This is a genomic window from Polaribacter batillariae (assembly GCF_017498485.1).
In the GTDB taxonomy this organism is placed as follows: Bacteria; Bacteroidota; Bacteroidia; order Flavobacteriales; family Flavobacteriaceae; genus Polaribacter; species Polaribacter batillariae.
Genome location: NZ_CP071795.1, coordinates 3,565,784 through 3,579,836, shown reverse-complemented (window position 1 = coordinate 3,579,836; position 14,053 = coordinate 3,565,784). Strand labels below are relative to the sequence as shown.

Genomic DNA, 14,053 nt, shown 5'->3' with positions numbered 1-14,053 from the left:
TTGATGATAAAATTAATTCACTCCAAAAGTACATATTTATTCTTATTTCTATTGTTGAATTTTCAGCTGATTTCGTGTGCTCAGAAAAAGGTTCAGGATTCAAAGCTGAATGTTCAAAGTTCTAAACCTGAGAAATTAGAGATTAAAACTGGCGCAGAACAAACAGACTTATATCTCGACTTATTAAAAGGGAAAAATGTTGGTATTGTTGCGAATCAAACTTCGGTAATTCGAAATTCAAAATTTAAAATTCAAGGTTTTACTCACTTGGTAGATAGTTTGCTTTCTCTTCACATTAAAATTAAAAAAGTGTTCTCTCCAGAACATGGTTTTCGTGGCAAAGCAGATGCTGCAGAACATATAAAAGATGGTTTCGACACCAAAACAGGTTTGCCAATTGTTTCTTTGTACGGAAAAAGCAAAAAACCTTCTGCAAAACAATTAGAAGGAATTGAGGTAATGGTTTTTGACATTCAAGATGTGGGCGTGCGTTTTTATACTTATATTTCTACTTTACATTATGTAATGGAAGCTTGTGCTGAAAATGGAATTCCTGTGATTATTTTAGACAGACCCAACCCAAATGCACATTATGTAGATGGCTCTGTTTTAGAAATGGAACACACCAGTTTTGTGGGTAAACATCCTATTCCAGTAGTTTATGGAATGACTATTGGCGAATATGGAAAAATGATTAATGGAAAAAAATGGTTAAAAAACGGAATACAATGCGATTTAAAAGTAATACCGAATAAAAATTACACGCATCAATCTAAGTATTCTTTACCCATAAAACCTTCTCCAAATTTACCAAATGATAAAAGCATCAACTTATACCCAAGTTTAGGTTTTTTTGAGGGAACTACCATTAATGCGGGTCGTGGAACAGCGTTTCAATTTCAAAGATATGGAGCGCCCTTTTTTAAGAAAACAGACTTCTCTTACACTCCACAACCCAATGAAGGCGCAAAATATCCAAAACATAAAGGAAAAATCTGTTTTGGAAAAGATGTAAGCGAAACTCCACATCTCTCAAAAATTGACTTGTCTTTTTTAATGGATGCTTACCAACAAACTCCAAAAACAGAAAAGTTCTTTGGCGAAACATTTACCATTCATGCAGGAACCAAAAAACTACAACAGCAATTAGAACAAGGTTTGTCTGAAGAAGAAATTAGAGCAAGTTGGGTTGATGGTTTGGAGAAATTTAAAATTATTCGTGAGAAATATTTGATTTATGAATAACCCTGTCATTCCTGCGTAGGCAGGAATCCAAACTAATTTTCACAAAAACTCAAAAAAGGGAATTATAAAACAAGGAACTGTTTAAATGAATTATTAAGTGCTGGTTTCTTTACCTATCATGGATTCCTGCCTACGCAGGAATGACAAGGAACGCATTTTATTTTTTTTATAATTACTTTTTCGAACTTATTATTAGACAAATTCTATGAATCAATACTTTAAAAAATAAATGAAAACCATTCATCAATATTACGTGTATATTTTGGCAAGTAAAATTAGAGGGACTTTATATATTGGGGTTACCAATGATTTACAAAGAAGAGTTTATGAGCATAAAATGGGAATCAAGAAAGGTTTTACTCAAAAGTATGGTGTAAATAGGTTGGTTTACTTTGAAACCTATCAAAATATTGAAGAGGCAATTACCAGAGAGAATAATATGAAAAAATGGAAACGTGCTTGGAAAATAAAATTGATTGAAGAAGAAAACAAACCTTGGTTAGATTTAGCGAAAGATTGGTATGATGATATTTTATGTGATTAAAATTTATTCGCTCTGTCATTCCTGCGTAGGCAGGAATCCAAACTAACTTTCACAAAAACTAAAAAAGGGAATTATAAAACAAGGAACTGTTTAAATGAATTATTAAGTGCTGATTTCTTTACCAATCATGGATTCCTGCCTGCACAGGAATTCCAAAACATTAAATTTCTTCAACACCAGTAGGCTTCCGATATCCTTGAAAAGGTTGTTTCAACAATTCTTTTAAAGATGAGTTTTTAACTTCATCTGGGAAAGTATCTACTCCATATACGATTTTCTCTCTGTCTAACTCTAAATACGTTCCAAAAATTCTATCCCAAATAGAAAAAATATTTCCGTAATTAGAATCTGTATATGGCAACATATTATGATGATGCACCTTGTGCATATCTGGAGACACTATAAAGTAGCTCAAAAATTTATCTAATTTCGAAGACATTTTAATGTTTGCGTGTGTAAACTGCGTAAAAATTAACGACATCGATTGATAAATAAACACAATGGCAATAGGTGTTCCCACTACAAAAACCCCAAATAATGTAAACGCAAAACGAATCACACTTTCTATAGGATGATGTCTGTTTGCAGTAGTAGTATCTACTTTATGATCTGAATGATGTACTAAATGCACCATCCACAAAGGTTTTATTTTGTGCTCTGTATAATGTGCCAAATAGGCACCAAAGAAATCTAAAAATAAAACGCCTAAAACAACATATAGCCACAATGGCATTTCTGGAAGCCAATTGATAATACCGAAATTATTAGCCTGCACCCAATCTGCTGTTTTTAACAATAAAAAAGCCAATGCAAAATTAATGATAACAGTTGTGAACGTAAAAAACAAATTAGGTATAGCATGTTTCCACTTTTTATAATCGAATTTAAACAAAGGGATGGCACCTTCTAATAACCAGAAAAAAGTAATTCCGCCTACTAAAAGAATACTTCTATGAGAAGAAGGTATGGTTTCGAAATAATTAAAAATGGTTTCCAAAATAGTTTTATTTGGTACTAAAATAGTAAAAATAACGTTCTCGATACAAATTTGTTCATTCTTCACAAATTCACTCGAACTGACACCTAGACATTACTTAAACAGAATCATTTAATAACATAAAGTTTCTTAAAAAATGTCACTTCGAATGATTTTCGATTTTTTGAAAAAATTGTATCGAGAATTTTTTTAACAACAAAAATGTAAAAAGTCTCCTTTGGAAATTTAGGCACTATTACTTCCTTCTTACCTTCTTATTTCCTTCTAAAGGCAAAACTTTTTTTAAATTTTCTACAATATTATAAGTTGCAGGACAAATGGCTGTATTTGCAATAGTTAAATCGGTAATTCCAATAAACTTTTTACGATTTGTATGCGGATATTCCGCACAGGCTTTGGGTCTTACTTTGTAAATAAAACAAGTATTATCAGACAAATCTAAAAAAGAACAAGGTGACGATTTTAAAACCTTAAAATCATCTTCATCTCTTCGTAAATATTGATCTTCAAAAGCAGCAACTTTCATTTTTAAATGTTTGGCAATTCTTTCTACATCTGTATCTGTAAAAATCGGACTGGTAGTTTTACAGCAATTTCCACACGTTAAACAGTCTGTTTTTTCAAACTCTTTATCATGTAATTCTTGCATTAAATAATCCAATCTTTTTGGGGTACGTTTCTTTAATCTCGCAAAATATTTTTCATTTTCTTTCTTTGCTTCCTGTGCTAATTTTGGGAGTTCTTGTAAGCGTTTTTCCATATGGTAAAATTACAATTTTATGATCAAAAAAGATTGATTTTTATACTCTTTAAAATGAATATTTATAATTTTATTGGGTGTATTACTTAATAATTGTTTTATAAAAAAGACTAATTTAACACAAACAAAGCTTTATAATTAACTATATCTATGCAAATACAGTCAGTAAAAAAACTGAATTAACGTTAATACAGTCAGTGAAAAGACTGTATTAATATAAATACAGTCAATTTTATAAATATTTTATATCTTTGTAAAATGAAAAAAGAGATAGAAAGAGCTGTAATTAATCTAGTTAACAAAAAAGCTCAACCAAACAAAGTAATTTTATTAGTAGGCGCAAGACGTGTTGGAAAAACAAGGTTTATAAAAAAATACATTGCTAATTTTGCTGCTACTAAAGTTTTAAAATTAAATGGTGAAGATTTAGATGACGTTGAATTATTAGCCAGAAGAAGTGTAGCAAATTATAAGCGTTTATTAAAAAACATTGATTTATTAGCCATTGATGAAGCGCAACACATACCTAATATTGGTTTTATTTTAAAATTAATTATAGATGAGATTAATGGCATAAAAATAATTGTTACTGGTAGTTCTATGTTCGATTTAAACAATCAATTAGGCGAACCTTTAGTGGGTAGAAAATACACAATTTTTATGTATCCATTAAGTCAGATAGAGTTTTCTAAATACGAAAATTATAAAATTACTTCAGAAAAATTAGAAGAAAGATTACTTTTTGGAGGATATCCAGAGTTGGTTCATTTAGATAATTGGCAAGAAAAAGAAGAATATTTATATGAAATTATAAATGATTACTTGTTAAAAGACATTTTAATATTCCAAAATATAAAAAAAGCAGATAAAATTTACAACTTACTTAGATTGTTGGCTTTTCAGGTAGGCAATGAAGTTTCTTTGAGTGAATTGGGGAATCAGCTTCAAATTTCTAAAAATACAGTTGAAAGTTATTTAGATTTACTAGCCAAAGTATTTGTAGTTTTTAAGGTTGAGGGATTTAGTAAAAATCTAAGAAAAGAGGTTACAAAATCGAGTAAATGGTATTTTTATGATGTTGGTATTAGAAATGCATTAATTAAAAACTTTAATCTTTTACAAAACAGAAATGATGTTGGACAGATTTGGGAAAATTATCTCATTGTAGAGCGTTTAAAAAAACAAGAATACCAAAGAAAAGTTGCTAACAATTATTTTTGGAGAACTTATGACCAACAAGAACTAGATTGGTTAGAGGAAAAAGCAGAAAAACTAAATGCTTTTGAGTTTAAATGGAATACATATAAAAAAGTAAAAATTCCTACAGCTTTTAATAAAGCCTACACAGATGCAAGTTTTGATGTGATTACTAAAGAAAATTATTTAGATTTTATTTTGTAAAATGTTTATTTGTTTAAATATTAAAAATTAAAATTAGTAAACCTCACAGGTTTTTAAAACTTGTGAGGTTTTATTTGCAAAAAATTTAAAAAAACACTTTCCACAAAAAATACAATTCATTAAGTACCAAAAAAAACCAATAAAATTCTTAGTTTTGCAACTCAATTTTCGAACGTAAATGAATATTCAAAACACCATAGAAACCAAAGTAAAAGAAGGTTTTTTAGCATTATATAACGTAGAAATTCCTACTGTGGAATTTCAAGCAACCAGAAAAGAATTCGAAGGAGATATTACAGTCGTCGTTTTTCCAATGTTGCGCTACAAAAAAGGAAATCCAGTTCAAATAGGAGAAGATTTAGGAAAATATGTTGTTGAAAATGTTCCAGAAATTACCCATTACAATGTTGTAAAAGGTTTTTTAAACTTGGTAATTAACGATGGTTTTTACACAAAACTCTTCAATACGATTTATAATGATGCAACATTTGGTTTTGTTTCGCCAAAGGCGGATGAAAAAGCTGTAATGGTAGAATATTCTTCGCCAAACACCAACAAACCTTTACACTTAGGGCATGTTCGTAATAATTTGTTAGGCTATTCTGTTGCCGAAATTATAAAAGCAGCAGGTAAAAAAGTGTATAAAACCCAAATTATTAACGATAGAGGAATTCATATTTGTAAATCGATGTTGGCTTGGGAAAAATTTGGGAATGGAGAAACTCCAGAAAATACGGGTTTAAAAGGCGATAAATTGGTTGGAAATTACTACGTAAAATTCGACCAAGAATATAAAAAGGAAATCGCTCAATTAATTGCCGAAGGAAAAACAGAGGAAGAAGCAAAAAAACAAGCCCCTCTTTTATTGGAGGCTCAAAAAATGCTTCAAGATTGGGAAAATGAAAAACCTCAAGTCGTTGACTTGTGGAAAACCATGAACAATTGGGTTTACAACGGTTTTGATGTTACTTACAAAAACATGGGTGTAAATTTTGATACGTTATATTACGAAAGCGACACTTATTTATTAGGAAAAGATGTAGTTGCACAAGGGTTAGAAAAAGGTGTTTTCTATAAAAAAGAAGATGGTTCTGTTTGGTGCGATTTAACAGATGATGGATTAGATGAAAAAATTGTATTGCGTGCAGACGGAACAGCTGTTTATATGACGCAAGATATTGGAACAGCCATACAACGTGTAAAAGATTTTCCAGACGTAGGTGGCATGGTATATACTGTTGGAAATGAGCAAGATTATCATTTTCAAGTTTTGTTTTTAATATTAAAGAAATTAGGGTTTGATTGGGCAAAACAATTGCATCATTTAAGTTACGGAATGGTAGATTTACCTTCTGGAAAAATGAAATCGAGAGAAGGAACTGTGGTAGATGCTGATGATTTAATGGTAGAAATGACAGCTACAGCCAAAGAAATATCGGAAGAATTAGGAAAATTAGATGGGTATTCTGACGAAGAAAAAGCTGAGTTATACAAAACCATAGGTTTGGGTGCTTTAAAATATTTTGTTTTAAAAGTGGATCCGAAAAAAAGAATTTTATTTGACCCAAAAAATTCTGTAGATTTTCAAGGAAATACGGGACCTTTTATACAATATACTTATGCAAGAATTCAATCTATCATTAGAAAAGCAGATTTTAATTACAATGTTATATCGAGCGAAGTCGAGATATCTCTACACGAAAAAGAGAAAGAATTATTGAAACAATTGGAGTTATTTCCTGAAACGATTCAGCAAGCGGCTACCAATTATTCGCCAGCAATTATTGCCAATTATACGTACGATTTGGTAAAGGAATTTAATTCATTTTACCAAAATGTGCCTATTTTAGGAGAAGATAATCAAGATAAAAAAGTATTTAGAGTTCGGTTATCTAAAAAAGTAGCTGATACTATAAAACAAGCATTTTCTTTATTAGGAATCGATGTTCCAGAGAGAATGTAAAAATAAGTTGGCCGTTAAAAAGCATGCAGTTGGCTGTAAGAACAAAAGTTAGTAAATTAGCACGCGTTAGGGATTGAAATGGCATCCTTTTTTTTTATAAAATTATTCAATATTTCTTTTAAAGAAGAAATTGGTTTGAATAGATGAGATACTAAAACAAGTTCAGCATAAAAAAAAAGATATAATGGAAAGCCCGTTAAAACGCCCAAATCATTAAAATATAAAAGAATGAAATACGACATCATTATTATTGGAAGTGGCCCTGGAGGTTATGTGACTGGAATTAGAGCCTCTCAATTAGGTTTTAAAGTTGCGATTGTAGAAAAGGAATCTTTAGGTGGAATTTGCTTAAATTGGGGGTGTATCCCAACAAAAGCTTTGTTAAAATCGGCACAGGTTTACGATTATTTAAAACATGTAGATGAGTATGGTTTAAAAGCAGAAGCGATTGATAAAGATTTTGAAGCTGTAATAAAAAGAAGTCGTGGTGTTGCAGATGGTATGAGCAAAGGTGTTGCGTTTTTAATGAAAAAAAATAAAATTGATATTATAAACGGTTTTGGAAAAATAAAAACAGGTAAAAAAGTAGATGTTACTGCTGAAGACGGAACTGTAACAGAATACAGTGCAGATAATATTATTATTGCCACTGGTGCGCGTTCTCGTGAATTGCCTAACTTGCCTCAAGATGGTAAAAAAGTAATTGGTTACAGACAAGCAATGAGTTTAGAAAACCAACCAAAATCTATGATTGTGGTAGGTTCTGGTGCAATTGGTGTTGAGTTTGCGCATTTTTACAATGCGATGGGAACTGAGGTTACGATTGTAGAATATATGCCAAATGTAGTGCCTGTAGAAGATATAGACATCTCGAAACAATTTGAACGTTCTATTAAAAAAGCAGGTATTAAAGTAATGACAAATTCTTCGGTAGAATCTGTAGATACTTCTGGCGAAGGTGTTGTTGCCACTGTAAAAACCAAAAAAGGCGAAGAAACTTTAGAGGCAGATATTTTATTATCGGCAGTTGGAATTAAATCGAACATCGAAAATATTGGTTTGGAAGATGTTGGTATTATTGTAGATAGAGATAAAATTTTGGTAAACGATTACTACCAAACAAATATTCCTGGTTATTATGCCATTGGAGACGTAGTTCCTGGACAAGCTTTGGCACACGTTGCTTCTGCTGAAGGAATTACTTGTGTTGAAAAATTAGCAGGTTTACATACAGAACCTATTGATTATGGAAACGTTCCTGGTTGTACCTATGCAACTCCAGAAATTGCATCTGTTGGTATGACTGAAGCAAAAGCAAAAGAAGCTGGTTACGAATTAAAAGTTGGTAAATTTCCATTTTCTGCATCTGGAAAAGCAAAAGCAGCTGGAACTCCAGATGGTTTTGTAAAAGTAATTTTTGATGCAAAATATGGCGAATGGTTAGGTTGTCATATGATTGGTGCTGGAGTTACAGATATGATTGCCGAAGCAGTTTTAGGTCGTAAATTAGAAACCACTGGGCATGAAGTCTTAAAAGCCATTCACCCACACCCAACCATGAGTGAAGCTGTAATGGAAGCGGTTGCAGATGCTTATGACGAAGTAATTCATTTGTAAAATAAAAAAATCTTGATTTTATAATACATTAAAATAATTTCAACGAGAAAATAGATACATTTATCGAAAACCGAAATAAATTGTTTCGGTTTTTTTTGTATCTTTAAGATTATTTAACAATTAAAAAAAAGAATTAAAAATGAGAGCAAAATACCAAAGTGTTTTAGATTTAGGAGAACAATTAAATATTAAAGATGGTGATGTTAAAGAAGAAAACGGACAGTTAAAAGTTTGGGGAACTGCGAAAACACCTTATGAAAAAAACTTAATTTGGGACGAAATTAAAAAAGTTGGTGGCGAAAACCCAACTGATATTGTTGCAGATATTAAAGTAGAAGACGATTCTGTTTTTGCAAGACATACAGTAGAAAAAGGAGAAACTTTGGGTAAAATTGCAAAACAATATTATGGAAATGCTTCGAAATACACAGAAATATTTAAAGCAAATGGAAACATCTTAAAAAACCCAGATGTCATTCATCCAGGACAAGAATTAGTAATTCCTAATTTATAGAAACTTACTTTTTTAGCATATTGGAACCGAAGCAAATTGCTTCGGTTTTTTCTTTTTAAATAAGAGATTTCTGCAACCCTTTTTCGATATTTTTCCAGAAATAATTCCAAAAAGACTTTGTTTTGTCTCTTTCTAATTCTTCTACTTTGGTTTTTACCATTCCGTTTTTAGAAGTATCTTTTACAAATAAATTCGCCAACCAACTTAAAAACTTCTTTTTCTTTTTCTGATCATCTAAAATTTTAATGCTAAAATTTTTAAAATCGAGATTTAGTTTTCCGCTAGAAACGAAGTTATTCCCTTCAAAATCGAAGAACATTTTATGAATATAACCATCCATTTTTACATTATACGCTGGTAAAATAAAGGAACTCATATTTTTAGAATTCACATTAAACAAGCTTCCAGTAATTCTAAAATCGTCGTTTTTATTGTTGATATCGAACGTCCATTTTATTTTAAGAGGAGAACTCTTCATAAACTTCGTTTGAATGTTTGCAACTGTTAATTTTTCTGTTTTGGAGTCGTTATTATTAATGTTTTTTATTTGAGCATTCAACTCATCAAAAACTAAAATACCAGGTTTACTATTTTTCTTTGTTTGTTCTTCGTAAATTAATTTAGAGTTTTTAATGTCTAAATTTTTTACATCAATAAGAAACGGTAAATCACGTAAATTTTTACTGTACAAAGGTTTAAATTTTTTGGAAGCTTCTAAAAATGAAGCATTTAAATACAAATTAAAAAAAACACTATCTACGAATATGTTATTGGCTGTAAAAGACAAACTAGGCTTCTCTTCGATTTTAAAATCCGAGATTTTAATTCGTTTGGCAACCAAGTCTAACAATTCTTTCTCGTAAGGAACATGATAAATGTAATTCTTTCTCGATTTTAAAGGCACAATTTGCAAGCTATCGATAAGAATATCGTTATTTTTAAATTCGAATTTCTTAAATTTTATCGCTTGCACTTCTGATGTTTTTTTCTCGAAATTGTTTATTTCTAAAAAAACAGCATCATAAGAAAAAGGGATTTTTTTATGATTGTTTTCAGATAAATCGAAATTTGTAATTTCTAAATTGATATTTGCCATTTTTATGGGATGAGATTTTGCATCTACAACAGAAACATTCAATTTATTTACAATTATTGATTTTATAAAAATCTCTTCTTTTTTATGTTGAAGTGTATCGTTTTCTGAAGTTGGTTTTGAAGTTTCTTTTGGCAAATTCCCTTCAATTGAAGAAGAATTGACTTTAACTTTTCCTATTGAAATTTTATTATTTACCAAAAAAGAATAATAAGAAAAATCGTTTATAGAAATTTCTTTTGATTTTAACTTTAAACTGTCTTTCGAAATTTCTATATTGTCAATAGATACATTTCCAAACAAAACATTTACAGAAATTTCTCCAGAATATTCAAAGCCTTTTTCCGAAAATTTTTGCTGAATAACATTCTCTATTTTCTTTTTTGTGTAAAAATTAATTCCGAATAAAAGAATCGCAAGAATTGTAATTACAATTAAAATTTTCTTGTAAAATAATTGACTTATTTTCATAAACAATGTAAATTTCTTGTCTTTTTTTTTAATAAATGAAGATACAGAAATAAATATACATTGGTAATTTTAGGGATAAAAAAATAGTACTTTTGCAAAAGTTTTGAGTAAACCCTTTTGTCTAAATTTTGATCACTAACAAAAAACAATTTTCCATAGAAATTTTAAAAGCGCTTGTAAAATTGATTGTTGCTGCTGTTTTAATTGGTTTGTTAAAACAATATGATGCAATTATTGCTGTAATATTAATTCTAAAAATCATTCATAATATTTACAAAGAGATTATAAAACCGAAAACTAATAAAAATTGGTTGCTCTTAGCAGGAATGCTTTTAACTGGCTTTGGTGGAATTGTTGGTGAAACTTGGGGCGTAGCAAATGGTTACTGGGAATATCACGAAGTTACAAGAGAATTGCCTTTGTGGTTGCCTTTTGCTTGGATGTTGGCTTTCCATTATTTGTACAAATTAGAGCGAAATTTAATTCCATTGTTGAAAAATAAAAGTCAGAAAAATAAAATTATTTTGGCTATTATTTTGGCTTTAATTTTACCTGCTTTTGGTGAAGTAATTACCATTTATTTAGGCGTTTGGACGTATTATTGGCCTTACCAGCTCTTAGGTGTTCCTTTATATGCTTTTATTTGCTTGGTTTTTGTGCATATGTTGGTCTATACTATTTTGCATTTTGTTTGCAAAAAATATAAAATAAATGATGTTGTTTTTAGCTAGTTATTTCACAGAGACTCACAGAGAAAAAGACACAGATTTCACAGATTATTATCTGTTATTCATTCAGATGATGACTGCCAACTGAAAACTGCCAACTGCCAACTGCCTACTGAAATCTGCCTACTAAAACCTCCAACAAACAATTCTCGTTACTTTATTTCCTTGATTTAATGGAATTACTTTAAATGTTGTTGCTCCTAATTTTTTAGATGATTTTTCTAAACTTTCTACATTTTCCTTTTTAGACACCAAACTTGTAAACCATTTACTGGACGTTTTATACAAAGAACTTTCGTATAAATAATTGTGTAAAAACGCTTTTTCGCCACCAACATACCATAATTCGTTGTTGTTTCCAGAGAAATTTCGAACAGCATTATTGCCTAAATTTCTATTTTTACGCTTGTTTGCACCTTGTGCTTCTTCTGCAGATTTGTAAAAAGGCGGATTGCACATGGTTGCCGAAAAAGAATCTCCATCTTCAATAATTCCTTTTAATATATGGTTTTCGTCAAATTGCTGACGCAACTCAATTTTATTGGTAAAATTATTATCATCAATTATATCTTGTGCAGTGTCCAAAGAATCTAAATCGATATCTGTAGCCACAAAATTCCAATTGTATTCTGAAACTCCTAAAAGCGGATAAATACAGGTTGCTCCTGTACCAATATCTAAAATTTTTATATTTTTTTCTTCAGCAAGTACATCTGCCAAATGATGAATATAATCTAATCTCCCAGGAATTGGCGGACATAAGTTTTCATCAGGAAAATGCCAAACAGAAATTTTATCAAAAGAAAAAAGCAACCCTTTATTGAGTTCTTTTACCGCTTTCGGGTTGGAAAAATCGATGGTTGTTCTTCGATATTTATTTTCCGAAACAAATTCTTTTAAAGATGGATTTACTTTAATTAATTCATTAAAATTATAACCTTTATTAAATTTGTTTTTTGGGTGCAATCCTTTGTCTTTCATAAACTAAGTGTCAGTTCGAGCGCAGTCGAGAACTTATTTACAACCTCTCGACTGCGCTCGAGGGGACATAATTATAGTTTAAAAAACTACAACTCTAAAATCGTAAACTCTAATTGTAAAGGTTTCAAAGATTTCTTTAAAGCATCGATAAAATCTTCGCCATATTCTAAATAATATTCAGAAAAGTTACGTTGTCTTTCTTCTAAACTCTGGTTTGGTAAAATTTGGTTTTGCAATGCTGTAATTCTTTCCACCAAATCGTTTTGTCTTCTTTTTTCGGCTTTTAACAAACGTTTTTCTAAATTTTGTAATCCTTTTATTTGTTTTACTTCTTGTGCTTTTACTGCACCAATAAAAGAAACGTCTGTTTTTTGGGCGACTTCTTTTAATTCGGCAAATTGTTCTTTTAAGTAATTGATTTTGTCTGTAAAACTAATTTTAATATCAGAATTTTCTACTACTTTTTTCGATAACAATTTATGTTGATTCATAAATAACTCTTGATGAGAAATATCTAAATTATGCAACTTTTTTTGTTGTTTTGCAGAAAGAACTTGCACAGAGTTTCTCAAAAGTAAAATTGGAAAAGCAATATTTAGTTTTTCGAAATAGTTTTTTAGCTCTAACCAATACGCCATTTCTCCACCACCACCAATGTAACATAAATTGGGTAAAATAACCTCTTGGTATAAAGGACGCATAATTACGTTTGGCGAAAATGCTCGTGGATTTTTATCTACTTCTTTTAAAATTTTATCTTTAGAAAAAGTGATTTGGGTATTGTTTACTTTGTAAATTCCGTCTTCGAAAACAATTCGTTCACGAGAGTTTTCACTCAAATAAAATAAATTGATTTCTCTTGGATTTACTTGAATTTTATACTCTTTTTCTAATTTTGTAATGGTTTTAGACACTTCTTTAAAAGAGGTTTTGTTCTCTAATTCGTCTTTTACAAACGGAACAAATAGTTCTTTTAAATGTTTATCATCGCCATCAACAACTACCAAACCATGTTCTTTAAATAATTCGTTGGCAATAAAACGAGTGGCATTTGCTAAATTATCGTGCTCTAAATATCCTTTTTTGAAGAGTTTTTTTAATTTTTCTGCATTTTTAGAATTTCCTAATTGATTTGAGAAAACTTCAAAAACGGTTTCTAAACCTTCTGTAGAAAATCGCCCAACTGCGCCACCATCTACTCTATTCCACAATACTTTTTTACCTTCAAAATTAAAGTAATTAATCTCATCAAAATCATGGTCTTCTGTAGCCATCCAGTAAATTGGAACGAAATTTTTATCGGTAAATTTTTCTGATAATTCTTCCGTTAAATTAATCGCAGAAATAATTTTATACAAGAAATATAAAGGTCCAGTAAATAAATTTAATTGATGTCCTGTGGTTACTGTAAACGTATTCTGTTGTTTTAATAATGCAATATTTTCTTTCGTTTTTTCTGAAACATCGAAACCTTTGTATTGATTCTCCAACGCATTTACCAAAGTCAACCTAGATTGTAATCTGTAAGATTTCTCTTTTTCTTCAATCTGATTATAAAAACCTGTAATATCAGGGAAATTATTATAAAATGATTGAATGGTTTCTTTTTTCTCTAAATAATCGAGCATGGTTTTAGAGAAAAAACCAGTGTCTTTAAAAGGAATTTGTGTTATTTTCATTATGCAATAACACTTTTAAGGCAACAATCAATTGCTGATGTTAAGTTCATTTGAGGCATT

The 14,053-nt window shown here is 30.1% G+C and carries 12 protein-coding genes; 7 read left to right on the top strand and 5 right to left on the bottom strand.

Annotation, left to right across the window (positions count from 1 at the left end; genetic code table 11):
• Positions 1 to 3: 3 nt before the first annotated feature.
• Both JL193_RS15715 and JL193_RS15710 read left to right on the top strand, forming a co-directional pair.
• Entirely contained in the window at positions 4 to 1,245 is a 1,242-nt protein-coding gene (locus JL193_RS15715) for an exo-beta-N-acetylmuramidase NamZ family protein (RefSeq protein WP_207971672.1), read from the top strand.
• Positions 1,246 to 1,474: 229 nt separating this feature from the next.
• Positions 1,475 to 1,789 (top strand): GIY-YIG nuclease family protein, encoded by a 315-nt coding sequence (locus JL193_RS15710; protein WP_207971671.1) that lies wholly within the window; start codon positions 1,475 to 1,477, stop codon positions 1,787 to 1,789.
• A gap of 160 nt (positions 1,790 to 1,949) precedes the next feature.
• On the opposite strand, the gene JL193_RS15705 is transcribed toward JL193_RS15710, so the two are convergent.
• A complete protein-coding gene (locus tag JL193_RS15705) occupies positions 1,950 to 2,786 on the bottom strand; it encodes a sterol desaturase family protein (RefSeq protein WP_207971670.1) in 837 nt (278 codons plus the stop codon).
• 235 nt (positions 2,787 to 3,021) lie between these two features.
• The gene (locus JL193_RS15700) at positions 3,022 to 3,546 is read right to left on the bottom strand and encodes a YkgJ family cysteine cluster protein (RefSeq protein ID WP_207971669.1); all 525 of its coding nucleotides are present in this window, start codon (positions 3,544 to 3,546) and stop codon (positions 3,022 to 3,024) included.
• Positions 3,547 to 3,804: 258 nt separating this feature from the next.
• Here JL193_RS15700 and JL193_RS15695 point away from each other — a divergent pair, with 258 nt between their 5' ends.
• From JL193_RS15695 to JL193_RS15680, 4 genes are all read left to right on the top strand, one after another.
• Entirely contained in the window at positions 3,805 to 4,947 is a 1,143-nt protein-coding gene (locus tag JL193_RS15695) for an ATP-binding protein (protein ID WP_207971668.1), read from the top strand.
• 178 nt (positions 4,948 to 5,125) lie between these two features.
• Positions 5,126 to 6,910: an arginine--tRNA ligase gene (gene argS / locus JL193_RS15690; RefSeq protein ID WP_207971667.1), complete on the top strand. Its 1,785-nt coding sequence runs from the start codon at positions 5,126 to 5,128 to the stop codon at positions 6,908 to 6,910.
• Between the two features lie 228 nt (positions 6,911 to 7,138).
• Positions 7,139 to 8,527, top strand: coding sequence for a dihydrolipoyl dehydrogenase (gene lpdA, locus JL193_RS15685; protein WP_207971666.1), 1,389 nt, complete (start codon positions 7,139 to 7,141; stop codon positions 8,525 to 8,527).
• A 139-nt stretch (positions 8,528 to 8,666) separates the two neighbouring features.
• A complete protein-coding gene (locus JL193_RS15680; RefSeq protein ID WP_207971665.1) occupies positions 8,667 to 9,041 on the top strand; it encodes a LysM peptidoglycan-binding domain-containing protein in 375 nt (124 codons plus the stop codon).
• A 55-nt stretch (positions 9,042 to 9,096) separates the two neighbouring features.
• On the opposite strand, the gene JL193_RS15675 is transcribed toward JL193_RS15680, so the two are convergent.
• Entirely contained in the window at positions 9,097 to 10,605 is a 1,509-nt protein-coding gene (locus JL193_RS15675) for an AsmA family protein (protein WP_207971664.1), read from the bottom strand.
• Positions 10,606 to 10,733: 128 nt separating this feature from the next.
• On the opposite strand from JL193_RS15675, the gene JL193_RS15670 reads away from it, so the two are divergent.
• Positions 10,734 to 11,336, top strand: a complete 603-nt coding sequence (locus tag JL193_RS15670; protein ID WP_207971663.1) for a hypothetical protein — start codon at positions 10,734 to 10,736, stop codon at positions 11,334 to 11,336.
• Positions 11,337 to 11,459: 123 nt separating this feature from the next.
• On the opposite strand, the gene rlmF is transcribed toward JL193_RS15670, so the two are convergent.
• Together rlmF and bshC are read right to left on the bottom strand one after the other, a co-directional pair.
• On the bottom strand, positions 11,460 to 12,314 hold the full coding sequence (gene rlmF, locus JL193_RS15665; RefSeq protein ID WP_207971662.1) for a 23S rRNA (adenine(1618)-N(6))-methyltransferase RlmF: 855 nt from the start codon (positions 12,312 to 12,314) through the stop codon (positions 11,460 to 11,462).
• Between the two features lie 86 nt (positions 12,315 to 12,400).
• Positions 12,401 to 13,993 (bottom strand): bacillithiol biosynthesis cysteine-adding enzyme BshC, encoded by a 1,593-nt coding sequence (bshC, locus tag JL193_RS15660; RefSeq protein ID WP_207971661.1) that lies wholly within the window; start codon positions 13,991 to 13,993, stop codon positions 12,401 to 12,403.
• Positions 13,994 to 14,053 lie beyond the last annotated feature (60 nt).

Excerpts from the sequence above, each read along its gene's own strand:
- lpdA (WP_207971666.1), top strand. The coding sequence starts at position 7,139 with ATGAAATACGACATCATTATTATTGGAAGTGGCCCTGGAGGTTATGTG.
- JL193_RS15680 (WP_207971665.1), top strand. The coding sequence starts at position 8,667 with ATGAGAGCAAAATACCAAAGTGTTTTAGATTTAGGAGAACAATTAAAT.
- JL193_RS15715 (WP_207971672.1), top strand. The coding sequence starts at position 4 with ATGATAAAATTAATTCACTCCAAAAGTACATATTTATTCTTATTTCTA.
- rlmF (WP_207971662.1), bottom strand. The coding sequence starts at position 12,314 with ATGAAAGACAAAGGATTGCACCCAAAAAACAAATTTAATAAAGGTTAT.
- bshC (WP_207971661.1), bottom strand. The coding sequence starts at position 13,993 with ATGAAAATAACACAAATTCCTTTTAAAGACACTGGTTTTTTCTCTAAA.
- JL193_RS15710 (WP_207971671.1), top strand. The coding sequence starts at position 1,475 with ATGAAAACCATTCATCAATATTACGTGTATATTTTGGCAAGTAAAATT.
- JL193_RS15700 (WP_207971669.1), bottom strand. The coding sequence starts at position 3,546 with ATGGAAAAACGCTTACAAGAACTCCCAAAATTAGCACAGGAAGCAAAG.
- argS (WP_207971667.1), top strand. The coding sequence starts at position 5,126 with ATGAATATTCAAAACACCATAGAAACCAAAGTAAAAGAAGGTTTTTTA.
- JL193_RS15675 (WP_207971664.1), bottom strand. The coding sequence starts at position 10,605 with ATGAAAATAAGTCAATTATTTTACAAGAAAATTTTAATTGTAATTACA.
- JL193_RS15695 (WP_207971668.1), top strand. The coding sequence starts at position 3,805 with ATGAAAAAAGAGATAGAAAGAGCTGTAATTAATCTAGTTAACAAAAAA.